General features: G+C 64.1%; 10 protein-coding genes. 2 read left to right on the top strand and 8 right to left on the bottom strand.

What is annotated here, in order from left to right; all coding sequences use genetic code 11:
* Window positions 1–201 precede the first annotated feature (201 nt).
* The 8 genes from Y706_RS0101185 to Y706_RS0101150 form a co-directional block, all read right to left on the bottom strand.
* Complete coding sequence (locus tag Y706_RS0101185) at window positions 202–420, bottom strand: hypothetical protein (protein ID WP_028275158.1); 219 nt, start codon at window positions 418–420, stop codon at window positions 202–204.
* A gap of 842 nt (window positions 421–1262) precedes the next feature.
* A complete protein-coding gene (locus Y706_RS27330; protein WP_162159046.1) occupies window positions 1263–1733 on the bottom strand; it encodes an acyl-CoA thioesterase in 471 nt (156 codons plus the stop codon).
* A gap of 84 nt (window positions 1734–1817) precedes the next feature.
* A complete protein-coding gene (locus tag Y706_RS0101175; protein ID WP_028275157.1) occupies window positions 1818–2978 on the bottom strand; it encodes an acyl-CoA dehydrogenase family protein in 1161 nt (386 codons plus the stop codon).
* Window positions 2971–3810 (bottom strand): MaoC/PaaZ C-terminal domain-containing protein, encoded by an 840-nt coding sequence (locus Y706_RS22905; RefSeq protein WP_043434061.1) that lies wholly within the window; start codon window positions 3808–3810, stop codon window positions 2971–2973. Before Y706_RS22905 ends, Y706_RS0101175 begins: the two co-directional genes overlap by 8 nt.
* 28 nt (window positions 3811–3838) lie before the next feature.
* On the bottom strand, window positions 3839–4579 hold the full coding sequence (locus Y706_RS27325) for an enoyl-CoA hydratase/isomerase family protein (RefSeq protein ID WP_052354965.1): 741 nt from the start codon (window positions 4577–4579) through the stop codon (window positions 3839–3841).
* The gene (locus Y706_RS0101160) at window positions 4576–5958 is read right to left on the bottom strand and encodes an amidase (protein ID WP_028275156.1); all 1383 of its coding nucleotides are present in this window, start codon (window positions 5956–5958) and stop codon (window positions 4576–4578) included. Before Y706_RS0101160 ends, Y706_RS27325 begins: the two co-directional genes overlap by 4 nt.
* Window positions 5951–6712, bottom strand: a complete 762-nt coding sequence (locus Y706_RS22895; RefSeq protein WP_043434058.1) for an SDR family NAD(P)-dependent oxidoreductase — start codon at window positions 6710–6712, stop codon at window positions 5951–5953. Before Y706_RS22895 ends, Y706_RS0101160 begins: the two co-directional genes overlap by 8 nt.
* Window positions 6713–6768: 56 nt before the next feature.
* Window positions 6769–7572 (bottom strand): alpha/beta fold hydrolase, encoded by an 804-nt coding sequence (locus tag Y706_RS0101150; protein ID WP_028275155.1) that lies wholly within the window; start codon window positions 7570–7572, stop codon window positions 6769–6771.
* Between the two features lie 213 nt (window positions 7573–7785).
* On the opposite strand from Y706_RS0101150, the gene Y706_RS22890 reads away from it, so the two are divergent.
* Window positions 7786–8406, top strand: coding sequence for a TetR/AcrR family transcriptional regulator (locus Y706_RS22890; protein ID WP_052354964.1), 621 nt, complete (start codon window positions 7786–7788; stop codon window positions 8404–8406).
* 413 nt (window positions 8407–8819) lie between these two features.
* Entirely contained in the window at window positions 8820–10349 is a 1530-nt protein-coding gene (locus Y706_RS0101140; protein ID WP_028275154.1) for an AMP-binding protein, read from the top strand.
* Window positions 10350–10387: the final 38 nt, after the last annotated feature.

The following is a 10387-nucleotide window of genomic DNA, read 5'->3' as shown; positions in this document are numbered from 1 at the left end:
CTTCCTGTGCAAGCCACAGGATGCATCCGTCCTTCGTCACGGCTTCTACCCTGCCCCGGTCAATGAACTTCCCGCTTTCATGAACGTCGACGCTCAGTCCTTCCAGTAGTGTCCACTCGGCAGCTTGCCCCGTCTTGGAAGCGACAGGCATGTCGCTGCCGCTTTGGCTGGCTGTTTCCACGTATCCGCCACCGGGCCTTCCTACCACGCCTGTTTCTCTCTCGTTAGGCCAAACGGGACCTCGTCGTTGAGGGCGACGGTAAAGCGACCGGGTGCCTCATGAGTGACCATGATTCCGCGGATACCTTCGGTCATGGCTTTATTCTGCGTGAGCTTTACGGCGTGGTTGAGCTCGCGCTCGAGCATGTCCCTGCTGGCTGCGGTGATCGTGATGGGATGGTCATGGGTGACTTCGTTCATGGAGTTCCTTTCCTCGGGCTGTGGCTGAGTGATTCCGGGTTGACAAATCAAACTTCTTCGAGCCAGCTCGCCCAGTTCCCGGCGTGTTGGCTGGGACCCATCATTCGGGCCCTTCCGCGATCCACTGGCGGCGTTTCGTGAACCGTGGGCTTCCCGCAAACGGTCTATCCGGAATGAAAGGCATCGGCGCAGACCCGGGTTCGCTAACGGACGGAAGATGGTTACGGTGCCGGGACGGCGGGCCGGTTAGTGTGAGTTTGCCGTCGTCGCTGATCGACCTGCCTTGTACTCGATGTGGAAGCCGGCGATAACGTGCATATTCCTTTGTCCCCCCTCGGAGTTACCTGTGCCGTCGCCAACGACACACTTACCACCAGACGCCCACCGGCACACAAGAATAAGTGGTCCCGGACGACCCAGCCCGGGACCGTTTGACCACCCCCTTGGCAGAGGATCACCACATATCAGCTTTCCCGACCGCGACCCTTGATTCGAGTGATGGGCGCTTTGTCTTCCGGAGGTAGTACGGCACCGGCCTTTGGGGACCTTTGAGTTCATGATCACCGGGGATATGGTCACCCGCGGCAAGTCCCCCCGAGCCCTACTTGATGGCGGCGGAGCGGCTGAGACGCGACATTGATGGTTTGTCGCTGGACCGGATCATGGCCATTGAAGACTCCCTTCCCGGAATCTCGCCTGCCAGCGGGCCAGCGCAGTCACCCTGGGCGTTCCCAACATGGTGTCGCTGCCCGAAAGTGCAGGCGTTACACTCTGGCCAACTCTTGAAAGCAGAACACCGACCTCCGGTCCCTGATTGCATCGAGCGCGCCGGTACCTGTTCTTTAGTATCGCTGGGGCCGCGCCGGCATTCCAGGGGCATCTGCAGATGGTTGCCCCGACGCAGCCAACTCGCCTGCTGCAACGCGCAGCGCCTCCGGCAAATTAGCGGACTTGAAGGCGCCGCTTGGGCTCGCCTCAACCCAGACATGGCGGGTTTCAACCGTTGCTGCGACGGTGCCGCTGCAGAGGACAGTGGTGCCGAACGTGAAAGACGACCGGCCGACGTCGGACACCCACGAGTCGAGTGTCACGGCGTCATCCTGCCGGATGGAAGCGGCATAGCTGGCCGAAGAGTTCACCACCGGCAAGCCGCGGCCCGCGGCCAGGATACGGCTCAGGGGCATGTACCGTTGGGCCAGCCACTCAGAAAAGCTCTGCTCGTGCCAGCGGAAAACGGCGGCAAAGTAGATCACCAGGGCAGAATCAACGTCGCCCAGGGCCACATGGTGCTGTCTGGTGTGTACCGGTTTCACTGTGATCCCCTTTGGACGCGACTCATCGCCGCATTGCAGAAAGAGGGTGGCCACGTTGGCGCGGCCACCCTCGTGCAGGACGACTTACCGGAAAGCGGGGACACCGGTGAGCTTGCTGCCGAGGATGAGGGTGTGGATTTCGTCGGTGCCCTCGTAGGTGCGCACGGATTCCAGGTTGTTCGCGTGGCGCAGGGGTGAGTAGTCCAGCGTGATGCCGTTGCCGCCGAGGATGGTGCGGGCCTCACGGGCGATCTTGATGGCCTCGCGGCAGTTGTTCAGTTTGCCGACTGAGATCTGGTCTGTCTGCAGGGTGCCGGCGTCTTTTTTGCGGCCCAGGTGCAGGGCGAGCAGGAAGCCCTTGTTGATCTCCAGGGCCATGTCCACCAGCTTTTGCTGGGTCAGCTGGTACCCGGCCAGCGGTTTGTCGAACTGCATCCGGCCCTTTGAATAGTCCAGGGCGGCCTCGAACGCGTCTCGGGCCGCGCCCATGGCGCCCCAGACGATCCCGTAGCGGGCCTCGTTCAGGCAGGAGAAGGGGCCCTTAAGCCCGGTGACATTCGGCAGCACCGCGGACTCGGGCAGGCGCACGTCGGTCAGTTCGATGTCGCACTGGATGGAGGCGCGCATCGACAGCTTCGGTTCGATCGGGGTGGCAGTGAATCCCGGGGTCGAGGTGGGCACAACGAAGCCGCGCACTCCCTCGTCGGTCTGGGCCCAGATGACCGCGACCTGGGCCACGGAGGCCAGGCCGATCCAGCGCTTGGCGCCGTTGAGCACCCAGTCAACGCCATCACGGCGCGCGAAGGTCGTCATGCTGCCCGGGTCCGACCCCGCGGTGGGTTCGGTCAGCCCGAAGCAGCCGATGGCCTCACCTTTGGCCATTGCCGGCAGCCACTCCTGTTTCTGCTCCTCGGAGCCGTGTTTGTAGATCGCGCTCATGGCCAGTGAACCCTGCACAGAAACGAACGTGCGCAGCCCGGAATCCCCGGCTTCCAGCTCCGCACCCGCCAGGCCGTACTCGACGGCGGAACGGCCGGCGCAGCCATACCCCTTCAGGTGCATGCCCAGCACGCCGAGCTTGGCCAGTTCCGGGACGATCTCGAGCGGGAACACGGCCTTTTCGTACCAGCCGGCGATGTTCGGCTTGATCTCACTGTCCACGAAGGACCGCACGGAATCCCGGAGCGCACGCTCTTCGGCCGTGAGGAGGGAATCAAAGTCAATCAGGTCGCTGATATCAGACATTGTTGGTGCCTTTCATGGTGGTGTGGAAGGTGGCCGTGCCACCGGACAAGACGCCCGTTTCGCCTGCTGTTCCCTCAAAATAGACGCGACCTTCCTGGCTTGCTGAGGAGATCCGGAGCTTCTGGCCGGGCAGTACCGGGGCGGAGAGGCGCACCTCGAGCTCCCGCAGGTCGGCAGGATGGGCGCCAACCTGTTCAGCAATTTCCCTGGCGGCGATGCCCAGTGTGCAGAGGCCATGGAGGATGGGACGGCCGAAGCCGTTGGCGTCGGCCACCGCGGGATCGATGTGTACCGGATGCCGGTCACCGGTCAGGCGGTACAGGACTGCCAGGTTCGGGGTGGTCTGGAACTCGGTCGAGTGCGTCGGTTCGGGGCGTTCTGCCGTGGGCGAGGAGGGGCCGCGGTCGCCGCCCCAGCCACCGACGCCCGGCAGGAAGATGTTGTACGTCGCGGTAAAGAATTCCGAGGTCGCCTCGATCTCCACGATTGACGCCTTGCCCTTGTCGTAGACATTGGCCACGCGACCGCTCATGACGATAGAGCCCGACGGCGGCAGCGGCTTATGCACAACGAGCCGCTGGGAGGCATGCAGGGAGCGTTTGGGGTCGTAGGCGCCGAGCCTGCCGGCGGCCTCGACGGCCCAGAGGCCCAGGGCGCAGGCGTAGGTGGGCAGGGTGCGCAGGTCCCGTTCGTAGACGAGGTCAAGGTCATCGGGAGCGGCACCGACCGCCAACGCATAGAGGATGACGGCCGTATCGTCGTAGGTCGCAGTGTGCTCGCCGAGGTCGGTGCCGGCCAGATCTGCAAGTGAAAGGGTCAGGGTGCTGCTCATCGGTAGGCTGCCTCTCCAATGGTGATTGTTAGGTATGTCGGGCTTTGGCGTGCCGGATGGCCTGGGCCCGGGCGGGGGAATCGAGCAAGTCTTTCCGCCGTTGCTGCCACATTGCCTCGTCGTAGTGGCCGGAGTCGAGCGAGTTTAGGAGTTCGCGGGTGATGGCCAACGCGTCGAGATGGTCCGGCGACAAGGCGGCCAATGCCTGCGCCGCGTGCTCTAGCGCTGTCCCGGTGGGGACCACTTTGCTGAACAGCCGGGCCTCGACGGCGTCGGCTGAGTCAAAGCGTTCGCCCAGCAGGAGCATGCGACGTACGGAGTCACGGGGGTAGTTGCCGGCCAGCCAGGCGATGGCCCGGGGGCTGTAGAGCAGGCCGAGCCGGACGGCGGGGACCTGGAGGAAACTCCCCGCCCCGGCAATGCGGAGGTCGCAGGCGAGTGCGAGATGAGCTCCGGCACCAATGCAGGGCCCTTCAATCGCCGCCACCACCGGTATCCGGCTGGCCGTGATCGCCTCCGCGGCGCGTTCCACCGCGTCGTCGAATTCGATGTCCCGGCTTGTGCCCGTCAGGTTGCCGAAGTCCGCTCCTGCGCTGAAAGCGCCGCCCGATCCGGAGATGACGACTCCGGTGGCTCCCTCAAGACCTTCTGTGAGGGCCTTCGACAGCTCGGCGAGCAGCTCGAAGGACAAGGCGTTCCTGCGCTCCGGTGCGTCCAGGACCAGCGACACCACATCCCCGATCCGCTCCTTGGCCACGTACCGGGTCATGGCGTCGGCGCCGCCGTACGGCTCCAGCGGGACACCACGGCCAGACGGTCGAAGCCGATCGCTTCCTCGAGATCCTCGGAGATGTCGAGCAGCAGCTGCTCTGCTCCTGCGGCCACCACCAACTGGGCCCCCACGGGCAGGCCATCCGCGAACCCGCAGGGAACGGAAGCGGCAGCCACACCGGCGACGTTGAAGGGAACGGCGAACGGGAAAGGCCCCCACAGCTGGTCGACCTTCTGCCCGTCGATTTGCGACGGACGCTCACCCAGTGAAAACGACGGAACCGCCGTCGCAGGTGTGAGGACCACGTCGTACCGTGTGAAGAGCGCCGCGATCCGCTGCCGGTACAGCGGCAGCAGATCGTGGGCCCGGGTCACAGCGGCGGGATCCAGGGCGAGGGCTGCCCTGAGGGAGGACCGTTCATACCTGGTCAGCTGGTCCGCGTGGCGGACCAGCAGGTGACCGCGTTCGCGGTGTTCGTCCTCAAGGACGAGCGGGCCGAACACGTCGTTCCAGCCCTCGAGCGGAAGATCGGTGGGGATGACCTCGTGCCCCAGTGCGGACAGCTGCCGGGCCACGGCCTCCAGGGCCTGTGCCACGCCGGGGTCGACAGGCATGCCTTCGGGCCGGGCACAATACGCGACCCGCAGTTTGGGCACTGCCCCTCTGGAGTAGTCGCGGCCGGCGAGTACGCCCAACAGCGGCCTGGCATCGGCCACCGTGCTGGTCATCGGTCCGGCACCGACGAAGTCGGTCATGGCCCGGAAACCCTTCTCGTCCGGGCACAGCCCGGACGAGGTCTTGAGGCCGTAGACGCCGCAGAAGGCAGCGGGAATGCGGATTGACCCGCCGCCGTCGGACCCGACAGCTACTGCCGACAGCCGGGCGGCCACGGCGCTTGCTGAACCGCCGCTGGAACCGCCAGGCGTTTTGGTGGCGTCCCAGGGGTTGCCCGTGTCCGGGCCGAGCAGGTTGTCGCTGGTGGCGGACTGCCCGAACTCGGCGGTGTTTGTCTTGCCGGTGAACACGCTGCCGGCGGCCCGGAGGCGGCGAACCACGCCGGAGTCGGACTTGGCCACGACGTCGCGGTACACAACGGAACCGAGCGACGTCGGAACGCCGGCCACGTGGAAGGCATCCTTGACGGCAACCGGGATGCCCGTGAGGGCGCCGGCCGGCTCGGCTGCCGCGAACTGGCGCTCGGCCTCCGCCGCCTGGGCCAGCGCAATGTCGGACATAACGGTGACGAAGGCGTGAAGCTCCTGATCGACCTCGTCGATCCTTTCGAGGAAAGCCGTGGTGACCTCGACGGGGCTCAGCTCACGCCGCCGATAAGCAGTGCCCAGCTCCGCCACGGTGAGATTGATCAACTCATCCATGAGGGTGCACACCTCCGCTCACGCCGTACACTTCACCGGTAATGTAGCCGGACTGGTCGGAGGCAAGGAAGGCCACGAGGCCGGCAACGTCCTCAGGCTGGCCGATACGGCCCACCTTGGAGCGGTTCTCGGCGTAGCCGGAGAAGAACTCCTCCGGGTAGATCTTCCGCAGGAAGTCGTTATAGATCAGGCCGGGCGTGACCGCGTTGGCGCGGACGCCGTACTTTCCGTTCTCGGCGGCGGTGACGCGGGTCAGGGCCAGCACACCGGCCTTCGCAGCAGAGTAGGCTGCGCCGTGTTCAGTGGAGGTCTCGTAGGCGGCGATGGAGCTGATGTTGACGATCGCCCCGCTGCCGGCCTTGATCATGTGCGGCAGCGCGTAGCGCGTGCAGAGGAAGGTGCCGGTGAGGTCCACGTCGAGGCACTTCTGCCAGGTCTCGAGTGACATCTCAGCGACCGGCTCTATTTTCGACCAGCCCGCGTTGTTCACCAGGACGTCGATGCGCCCGCGCTGGTCCATGACCGTCTGAATGGCCGCCTGAACTGCAGCCTCGTCGGTGACATCCAGCGGAACGGCCAGGAAGTCCCGGCCGTGCTTTTCGGCAAGCCGCCCGGCTGATTCCTTGCAGCGGCGTTCGTGGGCGTCGGTGACCACAACGTCGTAGCCGTCCGCGGCCAGGCGCTCCGTGATGGCCGCGCCGATGCCGGCTCCAGCCGCTGCGGTGACGATTGCTACTTTCCTGGGTTCAATCATTTCTTCTCCTCAAAAGTTTGGGTGTGCCGGCTGGTGGTGCCATTATCTGGTGATGGTTAATGACGTCCGGCGATCGTTCCGAGCAGGACCTGCGTCACAGCCGAGGGGTTGTCAACGTTCATGAGGTGACCGGCGTTCGGCACCTCCCGGTACGTGACGTCGGACAAATTATCGACGATGATCCGGGCCGCTTTGGCCGGGCAGAACGCATCATGGTCTGCGCCGACAACATCTACGTGGATGGTGATATCGGCGAGCCTCGGAGTCAGTGGTGACTCGTTGAGGGCGGCCATGGCGCGCGAGGCGTTTATGTAACCGGACCCGTCGCCAATGGCCGCGAGCCGTGCTTCTGTGATGTCGTCCAGTTGATCGGTTGCGGTGAACAGCGCGGCCGCGGTATCGCTTCGAATGGCATCCCGGAATTCCGGGGATGCCGTGTCGCCCGCAATCTCGATGCGGTTGAGATAGAACTGGACAGCGCTGCGACCCACCAGGGATGAGGTGCCCAGGACTACGGTCCGGCGCACCAGGTCGGGCCGTTCGGCGGCCGCCCACAGGGCAATGGTTCCACCGAGGGAGAAACCTACGACCACGGCCGGGCCGGTGACCTGTTCGAGGAACCTGATCAGGTCCAGCCCGAGCTGCTCCAGCGTGCCGGCGCCCTCGCCGGCGGTGGTGGCGCCATGACCGCGAAGGTCGTAGGCGAACGTGTGCAGGCCGGGCAGGTCAGCCTGTGTGCCGCTCCAGCTGTCCCGTCCTTCGGCGAGTCCGTGGATCAGGATCACGGGGCCTACTCCGCTCTCGGGGTCACCTGCTTCCGAGTACGCCACCTTGATGTCGTTGATGGCAACTATCTTCATGTGCACTCCTGAAGGTTGTCTCGCGGTACGCTCCGCTGCGTCAAAGGGGCGAGTGTTCGTGGCTGTAATTTCAGCCACATCTTCATCATGAGCAGTGCGAGTCGGCAAGTCAAGAGGGTGATGTCGCTTTTTTAAAATACATACGAGTAGTGTGCTCGATATACTCGCAAAAGCCTTGGCCGGATGAGATCCGACGGACGCAAAGGAAGACCAGTGCCAGCTGCACCCACGACGCCCAAGGGGCGGCGCACCCGAGATCAGCTTGTAACCGCCGGGCGGGCGGTTTTCGCCCGGGACGGCTACGTCAACGCACGGATGGGCGACGTTGCGACCGAGGCCGGCATCTCGATGGGCGGTCTCTACCGGTACTTCGAAAACAAGGAAGACCTCTTTGCCCAGGTCATCGAGGACCTTCACGAGCAGCTCTTCGAGGCCAGCGCCTCACGGGAGCACAATTTCCGCGACGATCCCTACCAGTCCCTACTGGCATCGAACCACGGGTATCTGGAGATCTATAGCGAGAACCGTGACCTCATGCGGGCCTTCATCCAGGCCGCCCACGTGGAAAAGCGGTTCCAGGACATCTGGTGGCACATGCGCAACCGTCATGTCGAACGCTTCGTCGGGGCATTGTCGCGGTCCCATGGGATTACGGAGATCGACGGCGTGAAGGTCCAGCTCCATGTCGAGTCCATGGCGTGCATGGCCGAGCAGTCGGCCTACATCTGGTTTGCCCAGGACGACCTGCACGATGGCGCGGTCTCCCTTGACGACGCGGCTCGGTCCATCACCCACTGCTGGTACACCACCTTCTTTCCGCCCCGGGCCGGCTAGGCGCCCGCGCCGAATAATCAGGCAGCACTGCGCGCAGAACGCCTATGGAGTGGGCCGTTTCTCCGTTTTGACTTTTGCGCGCCTCCAGTCCGGCCGGCCCGCCTGCTCGGGCCCGTCCGTGCATGCCCGCTCCGAGCGCTTCGCTCATTCGTGCCCGCCGGCCCCTGGCAGACTTCCCCTTTCTTCAAGGACTTGAAGGCCTTCGATGTATGTAAGAAAAAAGCGACATCACCCTCTTGACCGTGATTGAGATCCACGTCATAGTGGAGGAACAACAGCTGAGCCGCGATCGCAAAGGGCCGCCGCTCAGGCAACGATCTGTCTCTTGAAAAGGAGTCGTTATGCCCACTTCCGAACTGGTTGGACGTGCTACGAATACTCCTGTGTCGGGAGGACTGGGAACGGACGAAGCAATGACCGGGATCTGGGATGACTTCCTGACGCTGCTGTCCCGGGATCCCCGGGCCACCGCGGTGCTGGATGACCGCGGTAACCGCATGACCCGCAGCGAGCTGCAGGCGTTGTCCGCTGACATCGCTGAGGAAATACTGGCGAGGGGACTCGTCGCCGGGGACGTCGTGATCATCTGCATGCCGAACTGGACCGAGTGGCTCGCCGTCTACCTGGCGGCGCTCCGCACGGGCTTGGTTCCGGGCACGTTGCCCGTCACCTCGGACCCCGGTTCCATCGCCTATGTGAGCAACCTTGTCGGTGCCCGGGCCGTCTTCCTTCCCGCAGCCCACCGCGGGCGGTCGTTCCGCGATGAGATCGGCCAACTCGCCGACAGCGTGGGCCGCCGGCTCGAGGTCATGCTCTCCGTCGGCGACCAAAGTGGGCGCCACTGGCAGACCATCGAGGGACCCGAGCCGGTACTGCCTGACTATCCGGTTGGCATGGCCCACATCCTGTTTTCCTCGAGCACCACCGGTCAGTCCAAGGCGATCGCCCACTCCGAATCCAGTCTTCGTGCCTACAACCAGGCCGTCATTGACCGGTACGGCGTCACCGATGATCAGTCCATTTTTATGCCCTCGCCGTTGGGCCACAGCACCGGTTTCTGGCACGGGGCGCGCATGTCCATCATGGTGGGGGCGCCCCTGGTCCTCCAGGAGCGCTGGGAACCGCAGCGGGCACTGGAGTTGGTCAGCGAAAATAGTTGCGGCATCACCGTTGCGGCCACGCCGTTCCTTACCGACCTTGTTAAGGCAGAATGGCATGCCGAAACTCCCAAGCTGCAGGGCATGCGGGCCTTCCTTTGCGGAGGCGCCCCCATTCCGCCGTCCTTGATCGAGAAAGCCCAACTGGAGATACCGGACACTCGCATCTGCTCGATTTGGGCGATGAGCGAAGGCGGAGCGACGTCAAGCCTGCTCGAAGACTCCGTGGACTTAGTGGCGAACACCTGCGGCCGGGTGATGGCGGGCACTGAACTGGAAATCATCAAAGAAGGTGTGACTGCGCCCCGTGGCTCCGAAGGCGAGATCGTGATGAAGGCCCCGTCGTTGTTCCTGGGATACATCAACCAGAAAGAGATGTACGAGAAGTCCTTTACCGCGGACGGTTACTTCCGTACCGGCGACGTCGGCATTGTGGACGACAACGGCTACCTGAAAATCACTGGCCGCCTCAAAGACATCATCATCCGCGGCGGGGTCAACATCTCTCCCGTCGAAATCGAAGGCGCCCTGGCCAGCCACGACAAGATCGCCCGCATCGCGGTGGTGGGGCAACCCGACGACCGCATGGGTGAGCGTATTTGTGCCGTTATCCAGCCGGCCGGAACCCCGCCGAGCTTCGAGGAACTCCTGAATTGGCTGCAGGAACGCCACGTTCCCCGGCGGCTGTGGCCAGAGTCGATGCGCATTGTCGAGTCCATGCCGGCGACCCCTGCGGGAAAGATCCGCAAAAACGTGCTCCGTCAGAACCTCTTCGGTCTTTCCTGACCAAGGGTTCCATGGTGAGCGGTCAGCTGTACCGTTCG

This window comes from Arthrobacter sp. I3 (assembly GCF_000520575.1).
Classification (GTDB): Bacteria; Actinomycetota; Actinomycetes; order Actinomycetales; family Micrococcaceae; genus Arthrobacter; species Arthrobacter humicola_A.
Note: the sequence above shows the minus strand (reverse complement) of the source record. Positions and strands in the feature narration are given on the sequence as shown.

Bases quoted from the DNA above. Each gene is read 5' to 3' on its own strand.
- Y706_RS0101185 (WP_028275158.1), bottom strand. From the start codon at position 420: ATGAACGAAGTCACCCATGACCATCCCATCACGATCACCGCAGCCAGC.
- Y706_RS0101175 (WP_028275157.1), bottom strand. From the start codon at position 2,978: ATGTCTGATATCAGCGACCTGATTGACTTTGATTCCCTCCTCACGGCC.
- Y706_RS22905 (WP_043434061.1), bottom strand. From the start codon at position 3,810: ATGAGCAGCACCCTGACCCTTTCACTTGCAGATCTGGCCGGCACCGAC.
- Y706_RS27325 (WP_052354965.1), bottom strand. From the start codon at position 4,579: ATGACCCGGTACGTGGCCAAGGAGCGGATCGGGGATGTGGTGTCGCTG.
- Y706_RS0101160 (WP_028275156.1), bottom strand. From the start codon at position 5,958: ATGGATGAGTTGATCAATCTCACCGTGGCGGAGCTGGGCACTGCTTAT.
- Y706_RS22895 (WP_043434058.1), bottom strand. From the start codon at position 6,712: ATGATTGAACCCAGGAAAGTAGCAATCGTCACCGCAGCGGCTGGAGCC.
- Y706_RS0101150 (WP_028275155.1), bottom strand. From the start codon at position 7,572: ATGAAGATAGTTGCCATCAACGACATCAAGGTGGCGTACTCGGAAGCA.
- Y706_RS0101140 (WP_028275154.1), top strand. From the start codon at position 8,820: ATGACCGGGATCTGGGATGACTTCCTGACGCTGCTGTCCCGGGATCCC.